This is a genomic window from Planktotalea arctica (assembly GCF_002105285.1).
Lineage (GTDB): Bacteria > Pseudomonadota > Alphaproteobacteria > Rhodobacterales > Rhodobacteraceae > Planktotalea > Planktotalea arctica.
Genome location: NZ_MUHR01000004.1, coordinates 1 through 21,552 on the forward strand (window position 1 = coordinate 1; position 21,552 = coordinate 21,552).

At 54.6% G+C, this 21,552-nt stretch carries 22 protein-coding genes; 13 read left to right on the forward strand and 9 right to left on the reverse strand.

All coding sequences use genetic code 11. The annotated features are described in order from the left end of the window. Positions 1-152: 152 nt before the first annotated feature. Complete coding sequence (locus B9P63_RS04210) at positions 153-845, reverse strand: GntR family transcriptional regulator (protein ID WP_085307322.1); 693 nt, start codon at positions 843-845, stop codon at positions 153-155. A gap of 257 nt (positions 846-1,102) precedes the next feature. Here B9P63_RS04210 and B9P63_RS04215 point away from each other — a divergent pair, with 257 nt between their 5' ends. The 7 genes from B9P63_RS04215 to B9P63_RS04245 all read left to right on the forward strand — a co-directional run bounded on the left by B9P63_RS04215 (position 1,103) and on the right by B9P63_RS04245 (position 8,133). After that, positions 1,103-2,290 (forward strand): ABC transporter substrate-binding protein, encoded by a 1,188-nt coding sequence (locus B9P63_RS04215; protein WP_085307323.1) that lies wholly within the window; start codon positions 1,103-1,105, stop codon positions 2,288-2,290. Positions 2,291-2,379: 89 nt separating this feature from the next. Then, on the forward strand, positions 2,380-3,249 hold the full coding sequence (locus tag B9P63_RS04220) for a branched-chain amino acid ABC transporter permease (protein ID WP_085307324.1): 870 nt from the start codon (positions 2,380-2,382) through the stop codon (positions 3,247-3,249). 4 nt (positions 3,250-3,253) lie between these two features. After that, positions 3,254-4,234, forward strand: a complete 981-nt coding sequence (locus B9P63_RS04225) for a branched-chain amino acid ABC transporter permease (RefSeq protein WP_085307325.1) — start codon at positions 3,254-3,256, stop codon at positions 4,232-4,234. Next, positions 4,231-5,013, forward strand: a complete 783-nt coding sequence (locus tag B9P63_RS04230) for an ABC transporter ATP-binding protein (protein WP_085307326.1) — start codon at positions 4,231-4,233, stop codon at positions 5,011-5,013. Before B9P63_RS04225 ends, B9P63_RS04230 begins: the two co-directional genes overlap by 4 nt. Positions 5,014-5,016: 3 nt before the next feature. Next, a complete protein-coding gene (locus B9P63_RS04235; protein WP_085307327.1) occupies positions 5,017-5,739 on the forward strand; it encodes an ABC transporter ATP-binding protein in 723 nt (240 codons plus the stop codon). Positions 5,740-5,745: 6 nt separating this feature from the next. Further along, the gene (locus B9P63_RS04240; RefSeq protein ID WP_085307328.1) at positions 5,746-6,429 is read left to right on the forward strand and encodes an aspartate/glutamate racemase family protein; all 684 of its coding nucleotides are present in this window, start codon (positions 5,746-5,748) and stop codon (positions 6,427-6,429) included. Between the two features lie 756 nt (positions 6,430-7,185). Beyond that, the gene (locus B9P63_RS04245) at positions 7,186-8,133 is read left to right on the forward strand and encodes an aldo/keto reductase (protein ID WP_425439731.1); all 948 of its coding nucleotides are present in this window, start codon (positions 7,186-7,188) and stop codon (positions 8,131-8,133) included. Here B9P63_RS04245 and B9P63_RS04250 read toward each other — a convergent pair. From B9P63_RS04250 to B9P63_RS04285, 8 genes are all read right to left on the reverse strand, one after another. After that, on the reverse strand, positions 8,130-8,357 hold the full coding sequence (locus B9P63_RS04250; RefSeq protein WP_139816199.1) for a hypothetical protein: 228 nt from the start codon (positions 8,355-8,357) through the stop codon (positions 8,130-8,132). The two genes, B9P63_RS04245 and B9P63_RS04250, sit on opposite strands and share 4 nt — an antisense overlap. A gap of 163 nt (positions 8,358-8,520) precedes the next feature. After that, positions 8,521-9,210, reverse strand: a complete 690-nt coding sequence (phoB, locus tag B9P63_RS04255) for a phosphate regulon transcriptional regulator PhoB (RefSeq protein ID WP_085307330.1) — start codon at positions 9,208-9,210, stop codon at positions 8,521-8,523. A 13-nt stretch (positions 9,211-9,223) separates the two neighbouring features. After that, positions 9,224-9,925 carry a phosphate signaling complex protein PhoU gene (phoU, locus tag B9P63_RS04260; RefSeq protein WP_085307331.1) on the reverse strand — a complete coding sequence of 234 codons (702 nt, stop codon included), beginning with the start codon at positions 9,923-9,925 and terminating at the stop codon, positions 9,224-9,226. 10 nt (positions 9,926-9,935) lie between these two features. Continuing rightward, positions 9,936-10,733 (reverse strand): phosphate ABC transporter ATP-binding protein PstB, encoded by a 798-nt coding sequence (gene pstB / locus B9P63_RS04265; protein WP_085307332.1) that lies wholly within the window; start codon positions 10,731-10,733, stop codon positions 9,936-9,938. A gap of 11 nt (positions 10,734-10,744) precedes the next feature. Then, positions 10,745-12,076, reverse strand: a complete 1,332-nt coding sequence (pstA, locus tag B9P63_RS04270) for a phosphate ABC transporter permease PstA (protein WP_085307333.1) — start codon at positions 12,074-12,076, stop codon at positions 10,745-10,747. Further along, positions 12,076-13,548: a phosphate ABC transporter permease subunit PstC gene (gene pstC / locus B9P63_RS04275; protein WP_085307334.1), complete on the reverse strand. Its 1,473-nt coding sequence runs from the start codon at positions 13,546-13,548 to the stop codon at positions 12,076-12,078. The genes pstA and pstC overlap by 1 nt, the downstream gene beginning before the upstream one ends. A 107-nt stretch (positions 13,549-13,655) precedes the next feature. Next, positions 13,656-14,696, reverse strand: coding sequence for a substrate-binding domain-containing protein (locus B9P63_RS04280; RefSeq protein ID WP_085307335.1), 1,041 nt, complete (start codon positions 14,694-14,696; stop codon positions 13,656-13,658). Between the two features lie 134 nt (positions 14,697-14,830). Further along, positions 14,831-15,889, reverse strand: coding sequence for a sensor histidine kinase (locus tag B9P63_RS04285; protein ID WP_085307336.1), 1,059 nt, complete (start codon positions 15,887-15,889; stop codon positions 14,831-14,833). Positions 15,890-16,192: 303 nt separating this feature from the next. Between B9P63_RS04285 and phnC the strand changes: the two genes are divergently transcribed. From phnC to B9P63_RS04315, 6 genes are all read left to right on the forward strand, one after another. Beyond that, complete coding sequence (gene phnC / locus B9P63_RS04290) at positions 16,193-17,008, forward strand: phosphonate ABC transporter ATP-binding protein (RefSeq protein WP_085307411.1); 816 nt, start codon at positions 16,193-16,195, stop codon at positions 17,006-17,008. A 72-nt stretch (positions 17,009-17,080) separates the two neighbouring features. After that, a complete protein-coding gene (phnD, locus tag B9P63_RS04295) occupies positions 17,081-17,992 on the forward strand; it encodes a phosphonate ABC transporter substrate-binding protein (RefSeq protein WP_085307337.1) in 912 nt (303 codons plus the stop codon). Positions 17,993-18,056: 64 nt separating this feature from the next. Beyond that, positions 18,057-18,932, forward strand: coding sequence for a phosphonate ABC transporter, permease protein PhnE (gene phnE / locus B9P63_RS04300; RefSeq protein ID WP_085307338.1), 876 nt, complete (start codon positions 18,057-18,059; stop codon positions 18,930-18,932). Between the two features lie 19 nt (positions 18,933-18,951). Further along, positions 18,952-20,265, forward strand: coding sequence for a phosphonate ABC transporter, permease protein PhnE (gene phnE / locus B9P63_RS04305; RefSeq protein ID WP_085307339.1), 1,314 nt, complete (start codon positions 18,952-18,954; stop codon positions 20,263-20,265). After that, entirely contained in the window at positions 20,265-20,906 is a 642-nt protein-coding gene (locus B9P63_RS04310) for an SDR family NAD(P)-dependent oxidoreductase (protein ID WP_085307340.1), read from the forward strand. Before phnE (B9P63_RS04305) ends, B9P63_RS04310 begins: the two co-directional genes overlap by 1 nt. After that, a complete protein-coding gene (locus B9P63_RS04315) occupies positions 20,903-21,532 on the forward strand; it encodes an LbetaH domain-containing protein (RefSeq protein WP_085307341.1) in 630 nt (209 codons plus the stop codon). The genes B9P63_RS04310 and B9P63_RS04315 overlap by 4 nt, the downstream gene beginning before the upstream one ends. Positions 21,533-21,552: the final 20 nt, after the last annotated feature.

A 21,552-nucleotide genomic window follows, 5' to 3' on the forward strand; every position in this document is an offset into this window, starting at 1 on the left:
AAAGCGAACTCTGAGCCCGAGTCACCGATGCTGCGCGACGCACGAATGACGGCTTTGATCAGGGGCAGAAAACCAGTCGTTCAATAGCTTGGACTTACGTGAAGAAAAAGCAACGTACTCTGTTCGCCAACGACGCTCGGACATTCCCTGGATCAATCCGATCCAAGAATAGCTGCCAAGTCATCCTGAGGCTCCTGCCGAGATTCCATATCTAGACCGCTCTGGATGTGGTTCAGGTGAGATATGAGAAGCTGTTCAGCCAGCGCTGGATTATGGGACTGGATCGCCTTCAGGATGTTGCTGTGTTCATCATCCGGACAACTGGCGTTTTCTGATGATCCGAAAAGGCCGACGATCAATGATGTCCGTGTGACCAACTCGCGCATCATACGGAAGATAAACTTGTTTCTAGTCGCTTGGGCGAGTTTTGTGTGGAATTCACCAGACAGCCGAATGATCTCGGTGCGCTCTTTCTTTTGGCGAGCTGCATCTTCAAGCGCAATGTGGTCGATGAGGAGCTTCAGATCAATATCACCCGAGTTCTGCGCCAGTTGCCGAACGAGCGGCGGTTCAATTAACATCCGGGCCGCGAATACATCGTTCGCTTCGGACTTGTCGGGACAGGCCACATATGCACCACGATTTGACTGTAGCTTAATGATACCCTGACTTGAGAGCAGAAGAAGTGCGCGCCGAACGCGCATGCGACCAACACCGAATGTCTCACAGAGGCGCGCCTCACTCAGTTTGGTATTCGGTGCCAAACGTTGTTCCATGACGGCCTTGTATATTCGCTCAACTATAAAATTTTCATCTGGTCCCGTTTTAGGGTCCAGGGTAGCCATACTGTTTTGGTCTGGGTTGGAGGACACAAGATTACTTTCAAGACTGATTGGTTTTACGACTTCGTTTGATTGTAAACGCTTAAACTCTAATCAGTGTAAGGCCAAGCCATGGCATTTGTCGATCAAATCAACAAATGTGTTGACATAGATTGTTAACAATCGTGAACTGACGACGCGGCATGCATGGGATTCCATCAAACTGCCGGCCAAGAATGGCGCAAAATGCGTCGAAATTGAATTCAACGGGAGTTTGAAACATGCAACGAAGATCACTTATGAAGGCGGCATTGACAGCTGCAACACTGACGGCGTTTGGCGCAACGGCTGCCTTCGCTGAGAATCCAGTTCTGAAAATCGGATTTGTTGGCGTCACCAGTGGCCCTGCTGCTGCTTGGGGCATTTCCAACCAACGCTCTATGGAAGCGCGTGCTGCTTGGATTAATGAGACCGGCGGCTATACCATCGGCGATACGACTTATGACATTGAGATCGTGTCTTTCGACGATCAGAAAGACCCAAAGCGCGCAATCGCTGGCATGGAGAAGATGGCCCAAGAGGGTATTCACTATGTTGTTGGTCCGAACGTCGATGACGGCGCTGCAGCTGTCCGTCCCGTGGCTGAATCCAACGGGATCATGTATTTCCCTTACGCCTTCCCTAAGTCGCTTTATCAGGCACCAGCCTCCAATGCGGTTCTGGGCATGGTTGCAAACTACCAGTCTGGTCCTGCGATCTACAAATACCTCATGGAAAACGAAGGCGTTAAGACCGTTGCGTTCATCGCAGCAAACGAATCTGATCCTCTCAGTCAGCGTGACGGCGGTGTTGAAGCCGCAACTGCGCTTGGTATGGAAGTTGTTTCCGACAATGTGACATATCAGGTTGATACCACCGACTTTACACCAGTTCTGACGCCTGTGATGCGCGCGCAGCCAGATTTGTTGGTGCTGTCAGGTGTATCGCCCGCAAACGCACCTCAGTTGATCCGTTCAGCCCGTGAGCTGGGTTTCCAAGGCCTTATTTCGACAGAAACTGCACAGGATGCTGGCGTTCTGGCCGAAGGAGCTGGTGATCTGGCAAATGGATTTATCTCTGTAGGTGGCGCGTCCACACCAGAGCTTGCATCGCCTATGATGATTGAATTCGTTCAGCGGTACACCGATATGTTTGGCGAATATAATGACGAGTCAAACACCAAGGTCTATGCTTTAGAGTATATCCTTGAGACGCTCAAAGTTGATCCTTCTGCGATCACTGATGTTGATGCATTCCAAACGACAATGGACACGTTTGAAGCACCAAATCCCTACATGAATGGCGACGCGAAGCTGCGTTATGTCGGCATGACGTCCTTTGGCCAGCGCCGTCAGGTTGCGGTTCCTTTGGTGGTGAATGTATTTCAGGATGGCGCGTTTGAAACGCTGTTCGTCGCTGAAGTCGACTAAAGACGTCCCTTTCTGCTTTTGACCTTTTCCTAAGCAGAACCTCCCCGGGCCGCACTTGGCTCGGGGCTTTTTCAAGAAAGAAAAGCTCCATGGAACAGATACTTGCCAATGGCGTCTATCTGGGGTCCCAGTATGCGATGATCGCGCTTGGTCTGACCCTGATCTTTGCCCTGATGAACGTCCTCAACTTTGCCCACGGTCAGATGTATGTAATTGGCGGTTTCGTCACCTATACGTTCTACGGCCAGTGGGGCGTCCCGTTTGTTTTGGCGCTTGTGATGTCTTGTGTCACGCTCGCCATCCTTGGGGCCCTGATTGAAAGATTTCTCTTCGCGCCGGTTATCAAAGGATCGGCCCGCGAAGAAAGCACCATGTTGCTGGCTGCTGGTATCGCCTTCTTCCTTGATGCAGTGATCCTTCTGGTTTTCGGCGAAAAGCAACGCGGCGTTCCTAAGATTGTCGACGGCGTATTCAACTACGATTTTCGGTTGATCATGCCATATGACCGTATTTTGATATGTGTGCTGGCGATCCTGTCGATCGTCGCATTCATCGGCCTGATGCAATACACAAAGACGGGCCGCGCCCTGCGCGCCTTGGCCCAAGACCGGACTGCCGCCCAGCTGATGGGTGTGAATGTAGACCGTTACTCGATGATCGGTTTCGCTCTGGGTGCGATGCTTGCCGGTCTGGTCGGTGGTCTGCTGGTCACCATTACAGGGGTGAACCTTGGTATGGGCGGCCCGACATCAATCAAAGCCTTTATGATGGTCATGATCGGTGGTGCTGGTGTGATTTCCGGCGCGATTTGGGGCGGTATCATCCTTGGGTTCATGGAGGCCATTGGCCTCGCGGTTCTCTATCAATACGGTGATATCACTTACCTGCTGATCTTCGTCTCCTTAATGATTTTCCTAGCCATTAGACCGCAAGGCCTGATGGGCAAACCGTGGGGTTGATGTGATGCTTGGATTTACCTCAAAACAGCTTATCGGCGTCGGGATCTTCTTGTTCATGATCTTCATTGGTGTCCCGCTGATCATCGGCGCAACAGGGCGTTGGGATTTTTACTTTACCCTGACATCTGTCGCCCTCTTGGCAATCGCAAGTGCCGGAGTCTGGCTGACCTTCTACATTGGCCGGATCAACATTGGCCAAGGCGCGTTTGCGCTGATCGGCGCTTATGTCTCAGCCATTCTGGTGGTCAAAGCGGGCTGGTCCTTCTGGATATCACTCCCCGCGGCGGGCCTCTTCGCGGCCATCGTGGCAATCTTGATCGGCCTGCCCATCCTGCGTTTGCGTGGCGTATATTTCGCAATGATCACGCTGGTTCTTACACAGGTTGTGACGCTGACGGCCTTGGCGCTGCCCATCACCAACGGGGCAAAAGGCATATCGAACATCCCTTTGCCATCCGGAATATCGCTGTTCGGCATTCCGATCCTGCCTGACTTTGCAGGGATGGAGAACACGAAGCTGGCCTTCTATTACACAGCCTGCGTCATCATGATTTTGACCTATGCCGCACTTTACCGGCTGGTGAATTCCCGCCTTGGGCACCTGTGCCGCTCGATGCAACAGAACGAAGAGCTCGCCAGTTCGATCGGGGTTAATATTTCCTACATCCGCATCGTGATTTTTGCCATTTCCAGCTTCTTCGGCGGGCTTGGTGGCGCCATGTTCGGGTCGATCGCGCAGTCGGTCTATCCGTCCAGCTTTCAAGTTGCGGACTCGGTCAATTTCATGCTGAACTGCTTTCTTGGTGGCCTTGGCTATGTCTTTGGCCCGATGCTCGGCACGCTGGTGCTCTACTTTGGCTGGGACTTGCTATTTGAGTTCGGCAAATACCAAATGTTGATCTACTCAACGGTTCTGATCCTCATTATCCGCTTTCTGCCCAATGGCCTGTTGAGCATCCGTATCGGCAAAGGAGGTGACAAATGAGCCCGCTTCTTCAAGTCAAGAACGTCACCAAGAAATACGGTGGTTTGACGGCAAACAATGCGATCAGCTTTGATGTGGCCGAGAATGAAATCCTGTCGGTGATCGGACCGAACGGCGCGGGCAAATCCACGCTGTTCAAAATGATCGCTTCGTTTACTCCGACAACATCTGGCGAAGTGATCTATCAAGGCGAGCGCATCTCGAACCTCAAGCCACATATCGTGGCGCGCAAAGGGGTCGTGCGCACGTTTCAGGAAACCACGATTTTCAAAAGCATGACCGTGCGTGAAAGCGTTGTGGTGGCCCAACACTTGCGCGCCAAGGCCTCGCTTGCGGGATATTTCTGGGGGTCGAAAACGGCCAAGGAGGATGTAACCGCGTTTGAGAAATATGCGGACGAGTTGCTGGAGTTCCTTGGCATGTCCGAGATCAGCAATGAACAGGCCAGCAATCTGCCGCAGGGCAGTCTGCGCGCGCTTGGCATTGCAATAGGCCTTGCGACGGACCCCAAGGTGCTGCTGCTGGACGAACCGTTCGCGGGGATGAACCATGATGAAACCATGAATATGGTTAATTTGGTGCGCTCAGTGCGCGACGAGCGTGGTGTGACGGTCATGCTGGTGGAACACGATATGCCAGCGGTCATGAATATTTCGGATCGGATTGTGGTGCTGAACTTCGGCGAAAAAATCGCAGAGGGCACGCCTTCTGAAATCCAGAACAATGAAAAAGTCATCGAGGCCTATCTTGGCAGCGTCGACGATGAGATCGGGATGTAAACCATGACAGCAATGTTAGATTTCAAAGACGTCGAACTTTACTACGATCATGTCTATGCGCTGAAGGGCGTGTCCCTGCACGTAAATCAGGGTGAAACCGTTGCCCTGATTGGGGCCAATGGTGCGGGCAAGTCATCAATCTTGCGCGCCATCACTGGGTTGGCAAAGCCTGTGATGGGCTCTGTGACATTCGAAGGCGAGCGTGTAGATAGTACTGATCCCTCGGACATCGTCAAACGCGGTATCGCAATGGTGCCCGAAGGCCGCCGTGTCTTCCCGTTCATGTCGGTCAAAGACAACCTGATGATGGGGGCCTTCACCCGCAGCGACAAAGCCGACATCCAGAACACATTGGACAGTATTCTGACGCGCTTCCCTCGCCTCAAGGAACGTTACAGTCAGGCTGCTGGAACCCTGTCAGGTGGTGAACAACAGATGATGGTCATCGGCCGCGCGCTGATGGCCAAGCCCAAGCTGTTGCTGCTGGACGAGCCCAGTCTCGGCATCGCCCCCAAGCTGGTGCAGGACATTGCCCGTTCAATTGTTGCGATTAACCGCGATGAAGGCGTGTCAGTGCTACTGGTGGAACAAAACTCACGCATGGCGCTGAGCATTTCACACCGTGCATACGCAATGGCGACCGGGAATGTTGTCATCGAAGGTAACTCCAAGGAATTACTGCACGATGACCGGATCAAGGCCGCCTATCTTGGTGGTGAGGTGTGAGCTGATATGAAAATCCTGGTTATTAACCCGAATACGACCAGATCCATGACGGATAAAATTGCAATTGCGGCAAGGGCCGTTGCCCGTCCTGATACAGAGATCATTGCCACCAACTCGCAAGAAGGACCAGCCAGCATTCAGGGCTTTCTGGATGTCGCCACCTGCATACCCGGCCTGCTAGCCGAAGTTTCGCGGCATCCAGATGTCGATGCGATCGTTATTGCCTGTTTCGATGACACTGGCGTCGATGCAGTGCGGACACTTGTCAAGGTACCCGTCTTGGGCATCGGCGAGGCCGCCTATCACGCAGCCAGTATGATCGCCAACAAGTTTAGCGTCATAACAACACTCTCACGCTCTGTACCAGGTCTGGAAAACAACCTGATGCGCTATGGGCTTGCCCAAAAATGCGCGCGGGTTCGCGCAACAGACATTCCCGTCTTAAAACTGGAAGAGGGCGATCCGGCAACATTGTTCAAAATTAGATCTGAAATCCGCGAGTCAATCGAGCAAGACAAGACAGAAGCAATCGTTCTGGGGTGTGCCGGGATGGCGGATCTTATGGCGCAGCTCAGTGAGGAGTTTGGACTACCTGTGATTGATGGTGTTACGGCAGGTGTCACCTTTGCTGAGGCGCTAGTGAACAATCGGTTGGGTACTTCAAAAATTGGAGCGTACTCGGCCGATTGATTGAGCGGATGGCAACATCCCATTGCACCCGGATGCTGATAGACTTGAGAAATGATTAGTCGTGAGTGCGCCATAGCTGACCTTGGCGCAAGCGCAGCGAAATGGGGCTTTGTCCGCGTCTTTCCAAATCAGGCCAGGTGCAGCGAAAGGCCTGTTTGGTTTCCAGCACTACTTGCCCGTCTGAATGGCTGGTTTGGTAAAAATCGCTGCGTTGAAGAGACTATCGCGCTGAGCGCGCGAATAAATGCTGCGTCAGCATCATGGCTTAACGTCAATTTTGGGCTCTTTCGACACCTTCGCCGCTATCTGCACGAACGGCTGCTTCAGCGAAATCGCACGATTGATAACGGCGCCCAAGGTAGATCAAATTGCTATTTCTGCCTCGAAGTAGGGCGCTTGGTCTAGAATATTTTACCAGATGATAAAAAACGCATAATATACATTATGTTAAATATTTGCTTAGATCTTTGTTGGCACTTTGATTTCAATATTGTACATGTTTTGCACATAGGCGGCTGTTTAGATTCTCAATAATATGTCGAATCCGCCCACTCCTCAATTGGAGAGGATGCGGATGAAGAGTTCGAATGCATAACTGCGAACAATGCTGGCGTCGAGCTCATTTGATGATCCGCCATTCGACGCCCAAACTACGCAGAGACCTACTAATGTGGGGTTTGACAGCCTTCTTTCGGCGACGTCATAGAACAGTCATACAATTGGGCTAAAAATCACTACGATATAACCTTCGTCGGAGTGTTTCAGTTGAGAGATTTGCATGCGATAACGGGCACAAACCTTTCACCGCTTTGCTTTGGGTGCATGCAATTCGGTGGCGCATCTGATGCAGTCGCGAGCCAGGCGATGTTTGAGGCATGCCTTGGTCACGGAATAAATTTCTTTGACACAGCTCACACTTACAATGGTGGACAGTCAGAGCGATTTTTGGGGAAATTTGTAAAGCATGATCGTGAAAACCTCATCATTGCAACGAAGGCAGGCTATACAGGCGGTAGCAGCGGCGACAACATCTTTAAACAGTTTGATGAAAGCCGGGTACGGTTGGATCTGGATACGATCGACATTCTCTATTTGCATCGGTGGGATGCAGAGACATCTCTACTTGAGACTTTCGAGACTTTGTCTCGTCTTCAGGAATCGGGTAAAATTCGCTACATTGGTGTGTCCAATTTTGCAGCATGGCAGGTGATGAAAGCGCAAGGCGTTGCAAATTTGGTCGGCACGCGGATTGATGTTATCCAGCCAATGTATTCACTGATCAAACGTCAGGCCGAGGTAGAGATATTCCCGATGGCAATTGATGAGGGGATAGCAGTTGCACCCTATTCCCCTCTTGGAAGCGGCCTGCTGACGGGCAAATATCTGTCTGGGGGAACAGGGCGGCTTTCTACGGATAAACGCTATGCTGCGCGGTATGGACAGGATTGGATGGCTGAGACCGCGCAAGGTTTGTCGGATATCGCGACTGAAATGGGCATTGACGCGGCGACGCTTGCTGTGGCTTGGGCAGCGCGACACATTGCGGTGACTGCCCCTATCATCAGCGCGCGCAGTGTCGCGCAATTACAGCCCTCGTTAGAGGCGTTGGACCTAAAATTGACTGATGAGGCATACGACCGCATCGAAGCTTTGTCTGTGCGGCCCGCACCTGCGACGGATCGCTTGGAAGAAGCGGTGTTTTAAGCGGGATTCGTCAAAGAACCTTCCCAATGTTCCCCCATCGCGACAATACAGGATGTTCCGTTTGCATAGTTCTGCACAATCACCCAATCGCCGTTGCGCACAGTGACCCACACCTCAAGCATTGTCTCCGGATCGCGCAAGCCCATCCCGTGGCGTTTGGCTCCCCTCGTTTCTTTCAGGGTTTTGATCATCCGGGTGCTGTCATCACAAATAACATCAGACATCCGCGCCTGTGAATGCGTCGGGATGGCCAAACTGATACCCAGAAAAATTGCACACCGGCTGATCATTGGAAAACCTCACTGCTCTGAATCTAGAGAGTAACAGTTTTATGACACGCTGTGGATAAAATTTCCTGAACCGACGGAGATCCCCTGCCTGCTTGGGCTAGCCAAGCGCATATCCTACGCCACGCACTGTGCGCAGCGGATCGGCGCCTCCATGCTGTGACAATGCTTTTCTCAGACGGCCAATGTGGACATCCACTGTACGGGTATCGACGTATAGATCCCGCCCCCATACACGGTCGAGCAACTGCTCACGGCTCCAGACGCGCCCGGGTTTCTCCATGAACGTGGTGAGCAGCCGGAATTCCGTTGGCCCTAGCTTGAGCTCGTCTTTGCCGCGTGTGACTTTGTGCGTCTCACCGTCCAGAATAATATCGTCAAATGCAAGTTGTTGGCCAAGCGAAGAAGGTCGCACGCGGCGCAGCTGGGTACGCACCCGCGCCATCAACTCGATCACCGAATAGGGCTTGACGACATAATCATCCGCGCCAGTTTCCAGCCCGCGCACTTTATCCACCTCTTCAGAGCGCGCCGAAAGCATGATCACCGGAGTAGAGCGTGTCTCTGGCTTGTTCTTGATGCGCCGACAGACTTCGATGCCGGACATGTTGGGCATCATCCAGTCCAGCACAATGATGTCCGGCGCTTCCTCACTGATGATCAAAAGAGCTTCTTCCCCGTCTCTCGCACGGCTTACCGCAAACCCTTCGGCTTCGAGATTGTAGGCCAGAACTTCCAACTGGGCTGGCTCATCCTCTACGACCAAAACACGGGGCTGATCAGTGGACATCTGAAAGGTCTCCTTAGCTTGGCAATGATGTTTTGTCGCCTTTGGCGCGCGCCTCATCCGGGATTGCGCCAGTGACAAGGTAGACAACCTGCTCTGCGATCGACGTCACATGGTCGCCCATGCGTTCAATGTTCTTGGCGATGAAATGCAGGTGCATACAAGCGGTGATGTTGCTGGGGTCTTCCATCATAAAGGTCAGGAACTCGCGGAACAGCGCGTTATACATCTGGTCGACTTGAATATCGCGGTCGATCACGTCCTGCGCCAGTTCGGCGTCCCGTGCGACATAGGCGTCCAGCGCGTCTTTCAGCATCCCCTCGACCTCTTTGGCCATGCGGCGCAAGGCCCCCGCACTGCCATTCACGGGCTCCATTTGCGACAGCACGCCTGTGCGCTTGGCAAGGTTTTTGGCGTAATCCCCGATGCGCTCCAGGTTGGCACTCACTTTGATGACAGAAAGCACGACGCGCAGGTCAATCGCCGTGGGCGCACGTAAGGCGATTACACGCGCGGCCTCTTCGTTGATAAGTTCTTCTAAGGCGTCGATGGCTTTATCGGACTTGCGCACTGCTTCTGCACGCTCTTCGTCTCGCGTCTCAAGACTGATTGCAGCCTCAAGGATGGCATTCTCTACCAGCCCGCCCATTTTCATAATCTGTGCCTGGATCGCTTCAAGATCACGGTCGAAGGCTGATGCGATATGTTTATCGTGCATTTTTAACTCCTTAGCCGATACGGCCAGTGATGTAGCTTTCGGTGCGTGGGTCGACTGGATTGGTAAAGATGGTGGTCGTCTCACCATACTCAACAAGGTGGCCGAGGTGGAAAAAGGCCGTTTTTTGGCTGACTCGTGCTGCTTGCTGCATTGAGTGTGTGACGATCACGACCGAGTAGCTCTTGCGCAGTTCGTCAATAAGCTCCTCGACTTGGGCCGTGGCGATAGGGTCAAGGGCGGAACATGGCTCATCCATCAACAGCACTTCGGGCTCTGTTGCGATAGCACGCGCAATGCAAAGACGCTGTTGCTGGCCACCGGAAAGGCCCGTGCCTGGTGCATGCAGGCGGTCCTTGACCTCATCCCAGATCGCACCGCGGCGCAGGGCGTTTTCGACAATGTTATCCAGATCTGCCTTGTTCTTGGCCAAACCGTGGATTTTGGGGCCGTAAGCTACGTTATCGTAGATGGATTTCGGAAACGGGTTCGGCTTTTGGAACACCATACCGACCTTTGCGCGCAACTGCACAGGATCGACTTTGGCATCATAAATGTCTTCGCCATCAATCATGATGTCACCCGTCACACGGCAGACATCGATCGTGTCGTTCATCCGGTTGATGCAGCGCAAAAAGGTCGACTTGCCGCACCCCGAAGGGCCGATGAAAGCTGTCACAGTCTTATCTTCAATTTCGACGCTCACGTCTTTTATAGCATGGTTGTCGCCATAATAGACCTGCACGTCTTTGGCTGCGATCTTAACCTCGTTGGTGTCCACTTTTCTCTCCGCAATTCTCATGTCATTCATTGTACCGCTCCCTACCACCGACGCTCAAAACGGCGCCGCAAGAGCACGGCAATGGCGTTCATCGTGATCAGGAAGAGCAGCAGAATGATAATGCCGCCCCATGCTTTTTCGTAGAATCCGGGGTCCGCGCGGCTGGCCCAAGTGTAGATCTGCGCGGGCATGGCCGAGTTGGCGTCGGTAAAGCCGCCGACGAAAGTCTCGGGATATTCGCGCGCGACAAACCCAACCATTCCAATCAGCAGCAAAGGCGCTGTTTCGCCCAAGGCTTGGGCCAATCCGATGATCGTGCCCGTCAGGATGCCCGGCATCGCGAGCGGTAGCACATGATGAAATACCGACTGCATTTTCGAGGCCCCAACACCCAGCGCCGCATCGCGAATGGACGGCGGCACAGCGGCCAGTGAGGCGCGTGTCGAGATGATGATCGTAGGCAGCGTCATCAGCGTCAGGACCAGACCACCAACCAGCGGCGCCGACTGTGGAAAGCCCGCGAACTGGATGAACACAGCCAGGCCAAGGATACCAAACACAATGGAAGGCACGGCCGCAAGGTTGGAGATGTTCACCTCGATCAGATCCGTCCAGCGGTTCTTGGGGGCGAATTCCTCAAGGTAGATGGAGGCAGCCACCCCGATGGGCAGCGACAGAAACAGCACGACAAGCATCATAAAGAACGAGCCGATCACAGACGCGCCCAAGCCCGCCCCACCGGGGTTGTCCACGCCGGAATCCGTGCCCGTGATGAAGTTCCAGTTGAACGCGCCTTTGACAATGCCCGCGTCTTGAAGCGCATCCACCAGATCAAGGTCAGTTGCCATCAGGAACCGACTGTCCACAAGCGTATCGCGGGTTATCCGGCCATTGAGATAGCCATCGACACGCGACGACGCGGCCAATTCAAACGATACTGGTGTGCCGATGCGATCGGGGTTTTCAAGAAAGAAGCTGCGGATCGTGCCGCCGGGCTTTCCGACAATCCGCTCAATCGCCTTATTATCAAAGTCGACGTCCAACCCACTGGCATTAAGCTGCCCTGAAAGCGCGTTTACGAATATCTTTTGATATTCGCCGGTCTTGAGCATCTTGGATTCCGCGGTGTCGAATTGTTCCTGCGTCAGCGTAAATTCGATTTCCACAACGGTCTGGGTAAAAGCGGGAAGACCCGAGCGCAGAATAGACGTGAACAGGAACACCAAAAACAGCAGACCCACAGCGATGGCGGCCATACCGTACATGCGAAAACGGGTTTCGGCGGCGTTGCGTTTGCGTGTACGCGCGTCCTGCACCAAAAGGCTGGATTTTTCGGGCGCGGCTGCGGCGGGTGTCATACTTGTGTCAGTCATTAGTCATACTGCTCCCGATATTTGCGCACGATGTAGAGGGCAAAAACATTCAGCCCGAGCGTTAGAACAAAGAGGGTCATGCCGAGGGCAAATGCCACAAGCGCCTCCGGCGAGGCGAAATCGGCATCACCGGTCAACTGGCTCACGATCTTGGCAGTGATGGTGGTCATTGCCTCAAACGGGTTGAGCGACAGGCGCGCCGCGGCCCCTGCCCCCAGCACCACAATCATCGTCTCGCCAATGGCCCGCGAAGCGGCCAGCAGGATCGCACCGACGATACCAGGCAACGCGGCAGGCAGGATCACCTGACGGATGGTCTCAGACTTGGTGGCACCAAGCCCATAAGACCCGTCCCGCATCGCTTGCGGTACGGCATTAATGATGTCGTCTGACAGCGAGGAGACAAAGGGAATAAGCATGATGCCCATCACGAGGCCAGCCGTCATCACGGCAGTGCCGCCCTGCATCCAGCCAAGCGTATCTTTGCCAAACATGCTCACCAGCATTGGGCCAACAGTTAGCAGCGCAAACAGCCCGTAGACGATGGTCGGAATCCCAGCGAGGATTTCGATCAACGGCTTGGCGACACTGCGCACTTTTGGCCCGGCATATTCCGACAGGTAGATCGCGGAAAAGAGGCCGACGGGCACAGCGACCAGAAGTGCGATGAATGAAATATAGAAGGTGCCCCAAAGCAGCGGCAGCACGCCAAGGTCTGAGGAACCACCGCGCCCCGAAAAACTGGGTGCCCAATTCGTCCCGAAAAAGAAATCAGCCGCGGGGTACAGCTTGAAAAACTCGATGGTGTTGAAGAGCAGAGCAAACAAGATCCCGATTGTGGTCAGGATCGCGACAGACGCTGCTGCAATCAACAGCGCAAGGATGCCCCGCTCGACAGTGTTGCGGGCGCGGAAATCAGCATGGGATCGCGAATAGGCATAAGCGGCCCCACCCAGTGCGATGAGCAGGACAACCACTGTCATAAGCTTGGAACTGGTTGCATTAAGCGTGCGGTAAAGCTGCGCGCCCTTCAGCACATCCGCGCTGACAGCGGAGCCAAGGGCCACACCAACTTCTCCCAAGCGCTCACGCACATCAGACGTATCAGTGCTGAGGGATGCCGCCTCATCGCGGCTCATCGCGCCTTGCTGCACCGCCACATCAAGGCCATCTGCCACGCGGCGCACGTCACTCATCACAAGGCCGATGGAGCTTCCTTCCGACACCACCGCACCAGGCAGCGTCGCGAGCACGCGGGAGTTCACGAAAAACGGCTGCGCCAACATCCAGATGATGAGCACGGCCGCAGCGGGCACGATGGCCCACATGGCCACGTTTGCGCCGTAGTATACAGGTAGAGAATGCAGATCACGACGGTCACCACCAGCACTTTTCAGCGCGCGACCACGGCCCAGAACAAATCCGATCGCGGCAATGGCAAGAAGGATCAATACGAGCCAGGTAAACGGCATTTCGGCTCCAATCGTCGAGATAGTCAAAGTGTTAAACACCCCGATAAAGGGGCGTCAGATTTGCAAGGTGGAGGTGGCGCACCGCGCCACCTCCAATATTATCAGGCTCAGCTACCGCCGCCCATCGTTGTTTCTTCTGCAATGGTTGTCTGAGTGGCAGACAGTTCAGGGTCTGCAACCAGACCGTATGCGGAGAGGGGGCCGTCAGGTCCGGCAATCTCGTCTGCGACGAAGAAGGACGCGAACTCTTTGAGGCCCGGGATCACGCCTATATGCGCTTTTTTGATGTAGAAGAAAAGCGGGCGCGATACAGGATATTCACCAGTCGAAATGGTCTCGGTGGAAGGTGCTACACCGCCCATTGTCGCCACTTTCAGCTTGTCCTGGTTGTTCTCGTAGAATGCCAGACCAAAGATGCCGATACCGTTCGGGTTGGCGTCGATGCGGGCCAGTGTTTCTGTGTAGTCGCCGTCGATGTCTACGGACGCTCCGTCCTGACGCACGTCGATGCAAGCATCTTCCGCGTCATCTTCGGACACGCCTGCTTCCATCATAGCGGCCATTGCGCCGGTGTCTTCACAGCCCTGCAACAGAACTTTGTCCTCGAAAACTTCACGTGTGCCGTGTTTGGTGCCGGGAATGAAGGCAACGATGTCAGACGCTGGGAGGTCGGTGTTAAAGTCGGCCCACTGGCTGTGCGGGTTGTCAACAATCGCGCCGTCCACAAGAACCTTGGAGCCCAGAGCGTTGAAGATATCTGCAGGCTGGAAGGCAGTGTAGGCAGGTCCATTGATCTGGCTGGCGAAGACGATGCCATCATAGCCGATGCGTACTTCGATGATGTCTGTCACACCTGCTTCGGCACAGGCCTTGATCTCTTTTTCGCGGATGGCGCGTGATGCGTTCGCAATGTCGATGGTGTTTTCGCCGACACCTTCGCAGAACCGCTTGAGACCCGAGCTTGAGCCGCCAGATTCGACAACAGGTGTCGGGAAATCAAAGTTTTCGCCAAAGGCTTCGGCTACGATGGATGCGTAAGGCAGCACGGTGGACGATCCGGCGATCTGTACCTGATCCCGTGCAGCGGCAGTTGTTGCTGCCATCGCGGAAAGTGCGAGCGCGGATGTTGCGAGTTTCATCAAAGACATGGGTGTCTCCCGTTTGTACATTTAAAAGCGATCCCCCCATGGGAATCTCCCGTTCCATTTACGCAGGTTACGTAACAGCTTTGTGACATTCGCATTACATGTTTATGACAACCGCCGAAATACTCTTTTATGGCTCATGGGCCTTCGTGGATAGGCAGAATAACCGTAAAGGTGGTGCCTTTGCCTAACTCACTTTCAACGCGCAGACGGCCGCGGTGACGGTTGATGATATGCTTGACGATCGCAAGCCCAAGGCCCGTACCGCCAAGCGCGCGACTGCGGTGGTCATCGGCGCGGTAGAAACGCTCGGTCAGGCGTGGCAAGTGGATAGGGTCAATGCCAGCACCATAATCGATGATCTGAACACGCACGCCCGGCGCACGTAGAACCGGTTCGCGCGCGCTCTCAGCCATACGCACCGTCACCCGCCCCCCTGACCCACCATATTTAATCGCATTCATAATTATGTTGGTGAAGACCTGTTTAAGCTGATCCCCATCCGCAATCATCGATACAGGGTTCTCGGGGAATTCGGTTTCAAAAATCACATCCGCCTCGCGCGCCAGATGCTGTAAGGTGTGGAGAGTCGAATTCAGGATGTCATTCAACACGACGCTTTGCGTGGGCCGTACCCGCTCGTCCCCCTCAACCCTGTTGAGCGACATCAGATCACCCACAAGACGGTTCATCCGATCCGCCTCGTTTTGCATGATATCAAGGAACCGTGCGCTCGCCTGAGCATCATTGCGCGCAGGCCCGCGCAGGGTTTCGATAAAACCCATCAACGCCGTCAAAGGCGTGCGCAATTCATGGCTGACATTGGCGACGAAATCGCGGCGCATCTGGCCGGCTTGCTCGGTGTCAGTGATATCTTCAAAGGAGACGAGCACGACGCCTGCCTTGCCTTGGCCCAAACCTTGCACCGCGCGGCAGCTCACCCGAAATGTCGTGTCCTGCGCCCCATCATTGCTCAGGTAATGTGTCGTGCGCGCCATGCCGTCTGTCAGTGTCGTTTCGATTGCGTCAAGCAGCGCAGGCTGACGCAGCATAGTCACATAGTTCTGCCCAATAGCCTGTTGGTTGATCAATGTAAGCGCCTCGGTGTTGGCAGCGATAATGCGTTCCCTGCGATCGATGGCAAGGCTCGGCAGAGGAAACCCAGCCAGAAGAGCATTAAGAATCTCATCATTCATCTTGGACCTCATCAATTCGGTGGCTACCTGAATGGCGCTTGCGCACACATCTCTTAAGACATGCATAACCCTCAGTCCAACCAAGACATGAAAAAGCTGTAGATCAGAAAACTTTCCACCCGTCTTCGGATAAAAATTGACCTGACTTCAAATTTTACAAACGCACTGAGCACGCATCATTAACGATGAAAATTCCAAGTCGCAGCGTCACAGCATATTTGTGCAATTGTCACGTAACTGAAACAGAAGCGTCGCAAGTCTGTGATGTTCACCGCGTATCCCTCGGGCAAACTCGGGGGCGATATGCTAAGAATCGACACATTGACGAAACGCTTTGGAGATAAAACAGCCGTGGATGCGGCTAATATCTCTGTAAACGAACCATCCATGATCGGAATTATCGGGCGATCAGGCGCAGGAAAATCCACTCTGTTGCGAATGGTCAATCGCCTGAGTGATGCAACGTCTGGTACGATCACGTATCAAGGCGAGGACATCACCGCGTTGCGGGGTGCCGCGCGGCGAAACTGGCAATCGCGCTGTGCGATGATCTTTCAGCAGTTCAACCTTGTACCCCGCATGGACGTGGTATCGAATGTACTGCACGGCACGCTGAACAAACGCTCGACCGTTGCGACGCTGTTCAATCTTTATCCACAGGCAGACATCCATAAAGCAATCGAAATCCTTGACCGTCTTGGTATCGCTGAACAGGCACCCAAGCGCGCCGAGGCTCTTTCAGGCGGCCAGCAACAGCGCGTAGCAATCGCACGGGCCCTGATGCAAGATCCCAAAATTATCCTCGCCGACGAGCCGATTGCCTCTCTTGACCCGATGAATGCGCAGGTGGTGATGCAATCACTTCGCGCCATTCACGAAGAAGACGGGCGCATGGTAATCGCCAATTTGCACACGCTGGATACGGCGCGCCGCTATTGCGACCGTGTTATCGGCATGCGGGATGGCAGGATCGTATTTGATGGCACCCCTGCGCAACTCACCACTGGCGTTGCCCGCGACATCTATGGCGCAGGCGCGGATTTTTCCGAATCTGCCACCTCTACCGAAATCGAAACACTGGACAGACCAGAGATCCGCGAAGCGGAAGCCTACGTCTGAGCCAGTTTCCACCCTCACCTAAGCTGCCCTCAAAGCCCAAAGGCAATCGGGCAATCAACCACGGAGAAGACCATGAAAAAGACACTTGCACTTGCACTGGCCGCCACTACAGCCCTCGGCACGGGTGCTTTCGCACAAGAAATCACCGAATTCCGCATCGGCATCCTTGGCGGTGAAAACGCCCAAGATCGCATGAACAGCTATCAGTGCCTTGCTGATTACACGACAGAGGCGCTCGGCGTCGAGACAAAGCTGTTTGCACCTGCGGACTATAACGGTGTGATCCAAGGCCTGCTGGGCGGTAACATCGACATGGCATGGCTCGGTGCCTCCGCCTATGCCGCGACATTCCTGCAAGACGCGGACGCCGTTGAGCCTGTGCTGATCAAAGTGAACGTAGACGGCTCCGTCGGCTACCACTCCATCGGTTTTGCCCGCAAGGACAGCGGCGTGACATCACTGGATGACATGGAAGGCAAGGTATTCGGCTTTGGTGATCCAAACTCCACCTCCGGCTACCTGATCCCCTCCATCGAGATCCCGCAGTACAAAGACGGCGTAACCATGGAGAGCGGCGAGTACTTTGGCGAAGTAAAATTCACTGGTGGTCATGAGCAGACCATCGTTGCGGTAAACAACGGTGACATCGACGGCGGCGTGACATGGGCCGACGGTCAGGGCAACTGGGAAGACGGCTACAACTCCGGCGCGCTGCGCAAGGCGGTTGATGCGGGCCTTGTTGATATGAACGACATGGTCCAGATCTGGAAGTCCAAGGTGATCCCCGAGGGTCCCGTTGTTTTGCGCAAAGCTCTGCCAGCGGATGTGCGGACAAAGATGACTGCACTTGTAGATGGTCTTTATGAGGCTGATCCGGAATGCGCCTACGGCGTGGCTTCAGGTGACACACTCGGCTTTCAACCGGTTACGCATGACACCTACATTTCCATCGTCGAGGCCCGCAAAGCGAAAATCGGCGGCTAAGTAATTTTTATGACGCATCCGGTAGCCCTTTAGGGCTGCCGGTATTTCTTTGCCTGGGGACAACATGGTAGATATTTCACTCAGCGGCGCACCACAGTCTGTGCAGACGATACAGTCCAGCTATATGGCGCAGGTGCAGCGGCGCAGGCTCTATAGCGGTCTCACACTTTTGATATTTGTGATCCTGATGGTTTCGGGGTTCAACATCGCCGATGACCGCAATGCCGGTGGCTTTTGGAACGGGCTGCATCAAGTGGGAGACTACCCCGCAGATGTTCTGTCCGAAGCGTGGAAAAAACGCGCCGACCTTCCTGCACTCATGGTGAAGTATTTTCCCGCTTTGATCGAGACGATCAATATTGCGGCTGTTTCCACACTGATTGGTGCCATCGGCGGGCTGTTCCTGTCCCTGCTGGGAACACGAGGTCTGGCCAAATGGCCCCGTTTGATCCCGCTCTTTCGCCGTATCTCCGACATCATGCGCGCAGTGCCCGAAATCGTGATCGCGCTGGTGCTGATATTTGTGCTGGGCGGTGGGCCTGTGCCTGCGATGATCGCTATTGCCATCCATACTGCGGGTGCGCTGGCCAAGATGTTTTCCGAAGTCTCCGAGAATACTGACTTGAAAGCCGTCGAGGGATTGTCCTCCACGGGTGCCACATGGCTCCAGCGGATGCTGCTGGGCGTGTTGCCACAGGTCGCTCCAAATTACGTGAGCTACACGCTCCTGCGCTTTGAGATCAACATCCGCGCCTCCGCCATTCTGGGTTTTGTGGGCGCAGGCGGTCTTGGCTACGAGCTGCGCAATGCCATGGCATGGGGGCCGGGCCGTTTTGACGAGGCGGCGGCGATTTTCATCCTGCTGTTCGGTACGATTGTCTTCTTTGATCAGGTTTCCAGCCGCTACCGCAACAAACTGACCGATGGTCAGACACATTAAGCTTTGAAGGACCAAGCCCATGACCGCGATTGATCTGGACACCACCAAGCTTGCAGCCGACAGGCTTTTTCAGCGCAAGCGGCTGATGGGCTTTAGCATTCCCGCCGTTATCCTCGCCTATCTTACCTATATTTTCTTCGCCTTCGACCTGCCGGGTCTGGCCGAACGCGCCAATATGGACAATGCTGTCACGCTAGTCTCTGACAGCTGGTCCCACAAGGTGCATGTCACCCGTGACAACCGCTCGGGCGAGATCAGCTATGCCGTCGAAGGGGAGCGTAAAGGCCGCTACCCCGAAGGTGCGCGGCCTGCTTGGGTCACGGGTGACGAGGTCATCACTATTGATCTGGGCGGCGATCATATTGTCCGCTATTTGTCCGACAACCGGACCGAGATCGAGATACCGGATTTTCCGCTGATCGAGGTACAAGCAGAGGGTCGTGCCCTGACCACGAATCTGCCTGATGATTTGCCTGACTGGATTTCAGCCTCAAATCGCCGCATCGGAATCACAACGCCCGAAGGACGCATCACGCTGACAGGAGCGCGCACCGAAGTCTTCAACTATTTCCCCGGTTGGGAGCTGTTCTGGTTCACTCTCGACAGCCCTTACCACGGCCAAAGCCTTTCAAAGATCCTGTTCGGTGAGCGTGTGGACCCTGTGCGATCAAACATCTCGGGCGCGATTTCTGATTGGTGGAACAACGCCATGTGGCGCCACAAGGACGTGGCTTGGGCCATCGGCGAGACAATCCTGATGGCGTTTCTGGGCACTATGGGCGCTGCCATCATAGCACTGCCGCTGGGCTTTCTCGCAGCAAAACGTTTTTCACCAATTATGATCCTGCGCGCAGCAACACGCCGCCTGTTCGATTTTGTACGCGGTGTAGACGCTTTAATCTGGACGGTTGTACTCGCCCGCGCCTTTGGCCCCGGCCCGTTGACGGGCGCACTGGCGATCCTAATCACAGACACAGGCACCTTCGGCAAAATCTTTTCCGAGGCTTTGGAAAATGTCGATCAAAAACAGATCGAAGGGGTTTCCTCCACAGGGGCCAAACCCTTGCAACGCTACCGTTTTGGCGTGATCCCCCAGTTGGTGCCGGTGCTGCTCGCGCAAATCCTGTATTTTCTTGAATCCAACACCCGCTCTGCCACGATCATCGGAGCCATCACCGGCGGTGGCATCGGGCTGATGCTGACCCAAGCCATCCAGACCCAAAAAGACTGGGAAGAGGTCGCCTATTACATCGTGCTGATAATCGCCATGGTGATGTTCATGGATTGGCTCTCGGGTTGGCTGCGTGGCAAGCTGATCGGGCGAAAAGACTGATGGTACAGAGCCTGATCACAGGCAGAAATCGCGGCATTGGGGCAGCACTTGCCGCTGAGGCAGAAACCCGCGGACATAGCATTTTGCGCGCAACGCGGACGGGTCAAGGCGGCGATATTATCTTTGACATCAGCGACCCTAAACAGGTCGAGCAAGCGATGGCAGCTGTAAACCAGCCCATTGATATCGTCATCAATAACGCGGGTATCATTGGCCCTGACAGCCCCACCACAGATATGGACTGGACGGCCATGGCCCATACCTTTGCCGTCAATGTTGCACGAGCCCTTGCCGTGAGCACGGCCTGTCTCGATAATTTGCGGCGCAGCGACAGTCCCCGCATCCTGACGATCTCGAGCCAGATGGCCTATATGGGCTATGCCAAATCAGATCGCATCTCTTACCGTGCATCCAAAGCGGCGGTAAACAAGGTTATGCAAGGACTGGCTACGGATCTCTACCCTGATGGTATCTCAGTCGTGCTTGTTGATCCGGGTTGGGTCCAGACAGATATGGGCGGCGCGAAGGCCGAGCTTACGCCAACCGAGGTTGCGGCAGGAATTATTGATCTCGCTGAGCGCGTCACGCTTGAGCACACTGGCAAGTTCTTTCGCTGGATTGGTGAGGAGCGCGCATTTTGACCGAGACCAGATTAAAACCCGACACCGCCTTTGTTCATCCTGACTGCGAGATAAAAGATGCGACATTCGGAAAATATGTGGAAATCGGACGGGGCAGCCGCGTGGCCCATTCCCATATGGACGACTACTCCTATTGCGACCGGTTTGCCGACATTGCCAATGCCTCCGTGGGTAAATTCGCGAACATCGCCTCCTTCGTGCGGATCGGGGCAACAGACCACCCGATGGAGAAAGCCAGTCTGCATCACTTTCACTATCGCTCGGCCGACTATTTTGAGGATGCAGCTGACGATGACGCTTGGTTCGCCCTGAGGCGCAGCCGCCTCACAGTGATTGGTCACGACACATGGCTTGGCCATGGCGCACAGGTACGGCCGGAGGTGTCCATCGGCCACGGGGCCGTCATCGCTGGTGGCGCAATCGTGACCAAGGATGTGCCCCCCTACATGATCGTCGCGGGCATTCCGGCAGTTCCAATACGCCCCCGTTTTGCGCCAGACATTGCGGATAGACTGATGGCGCTGGCGTGGTGGGATTGGCCGCACGACCGTCTGCGCGCCGCGCTGAGTGAGTTTCGCAGCCTTGGTGCCGAAGTGTTTCTCGAGCGCTATGAGAGCACAGACTGAACAGCAATGTCATAAATCTG

What these genes read in the sequence shown, in the direction of transcription:
- B9P63_RS04210 (WP_085307322.1), bottom strand. Translation starts at nt 845, where the DNA reads ATGGCTACCCTGGACCCTAAAACGGGACCAGATGAAAATTTTATAGTT.
- B9P63_RS04215 (WP_085307323.1), top strand. Translation starts at nt 1,103, where the DNA reads ATGCAACGAAGATCACTTATGAAGGCGGCATTGACAGCTGCAACACTG.
- B9P63_RS04220 (WP_085307324.1), top strand. Translation starts at nt 2,380, where the DNA reads ATGGAACAGATACTTGCCAATGGCGTCTATCTGGGGTCCCAGTATGCG.
- B9P63_RS04225 (WP_085307325.1), top strand. Translation starts at nt 3,254, where the DNA reads ATGCTTGGATTTACCTCAAAACAGCTTATCGGCGTCGGGATCTTCTTG.
- B9P63_RS04230 (WP_085307326.1), top strand. Translation starts at nt 4,231, where the DNA reads ATGAGCCCGCTTCTTCAAGTCAAGAACGTCACCAAGAAATACGGTGGT.
- B9P63_RS04235 (WP_085307327.1), top strand. Translation starts at nt 5,017, where the DNA reads ATGACAGCAATGTTAGATTTCAAAGACGTCGAACTTTACTACGATCAT.
- B9P63_RS04240 (WP_085307328.1), top strand. Translation starts at nt 5,746, where the DNA reads ATGAAAATCCTGGTTATTAACCCGAATACGACCAGATCCATGACGGAT.
- B9P63_RS04250 (WP_139816199.1), bottom strand. Translation starts at nt 8,357, where the DNA reads ATGTCTGATGTTATTTGTGATGACAGCACCCGGATGATCAAAACCCTG.
- phoB (WP_085307330.1), bottom strand. Translation starts at nt 9,210, where the DNA reads ATGTCCACTGATCAGCCCCGTGTTTTGGTCGTAGAGGATGAGCCAGCC.
- phoU (WP_085307331.1), bottom strand. Translation starts at nt 9,925, where the DNA reads ATGCACGATAAACATATCGCATCAGCCTTCGACCGTGATCTTGAAGCG.
- pstB (WP_085307332.1), bottom strand. Translation starts at nt 10,733, where the DNA reads ATGAATGACATGAGAATTGCGGAGAGAAAAGTGGACACCAACGAGGTT.
- pstA (WP_085307333.1), bottom strand. Translation starts at nt 12,076, where the DNA reads ATGACTGACACAAGTATGACACCCGCCGCAGCCGCGCCCGAAAAATCC.
- pstC (WP_085307334.1), bottom strand. Translation starts at nt 13,548, where the DNA reads ATGCCGTTTACCTGGCTCGTATTGATCCTTCTTGCCATTGCCGCGATC.
- B9P63_RS04280 (WP_085307335.1), bottom strand. Translation starts at nt 14,696, where the DNA reads ATGTCTTTGATGAAACTCGCAACATCCGCGCTCGCACTTTCCGCGATG.
- B9P63_RS04285 (WP_085307336.1), bottom strand. Translation starts at nt 15,889, where the DNA reads ATGAATGATGAGATTCTTAATGCTCTTCTGGCTGGGTTTCCTCTGCCG.
- phnC (WP_085307411.1), top strand. Translation starts at nt 16,193, where the DNA reads ATGCTAAGAATCGACACATTGACGAAACGCTTTGGAGATAAAACAGCC.
- phnD (WP_085307337.1), top strand. Translation starts at nt 17,081, where the DNA reads ATGAAAAAGACACTTGCACTTGCACTGGCCGCCACTACAGCCCTCGGC.
- phnE (WP_085307338.1), top strand. Translation starts at nt 18,057, where the DNA reads ATGGTAGATATTTCACTCAGCGGCGCACCACAGTCTGTGCAGACGATA.
- phnE (WP_085307339.1), top strand. Translation starts at nt 18,952, where the DNA reads ATGACCGCGATTGATCTGGACACCACCAAGCTTGCAGCCGACAGGCTT.
- B9P63_RS04310 (WP_085307340.1), top strand. Translation starts at nt 20,265, where the DNA reads ATGGTACAGAGCCTGATCACAGGCAGAAATCGCGGCATTGGGGCAGCA.